This is a genomic window from Pseudomonas sp. SIMBA_067 (genome assembly GCF_046534675.1).
GTDB lineage: Bacteria > Pseudomonadota > Gammaproteobacteria > Pseudomonadales > Pseudomonadaceae > Aquipseudomonas > Aquipseudomonas putida.
On the sequence record NZ_JAWRYH010000913.1, the window covers coordinates 1 to 252 of the forward strand.

The following is a 252-nucleotide window of genomic DNA, read 5'->3' on the forward strand; positions in this document are numbered from 1 at the left end:
CCAGCCTTGCGAACAGGCCGCCCATGTCAGCTACGCAGCTGCTTGAGCTTGCGGTACAGCGTCGCGCGGCTGATACCCAGGGCCTCGGCGGCGGCCGAGACATTGCCCTGGTGGCGGCCCAGGGCAGTGCGGATCAGGTCCAGTTCGTTGTCCTTGAGGCTGCCGGACGGCGTTGTGCCCGTGGCCAGTTCATCCAGCAGGCAATCGGTGAAGTGATCGAGGGTCAGCACCTGCTCGCCGTCCTCTCGCATG

The 252-nt window shown here is 66.3% G+C and carries 1 protein-coding gene; it reads right to left on the bottom strand.

Going from position 1 to position 252, the window contains the following annotated elements; genetic code table 11:
• Positions 1–26 precede the first annotated feature (26 nt).
• On the bottom strand, positions 27–252 hold a 226-nt coding region (locus SB765_RS31870; protein ID WP_410932790.1), incomplete at its 5' end, for a helix-turn-helix domain-containing protein.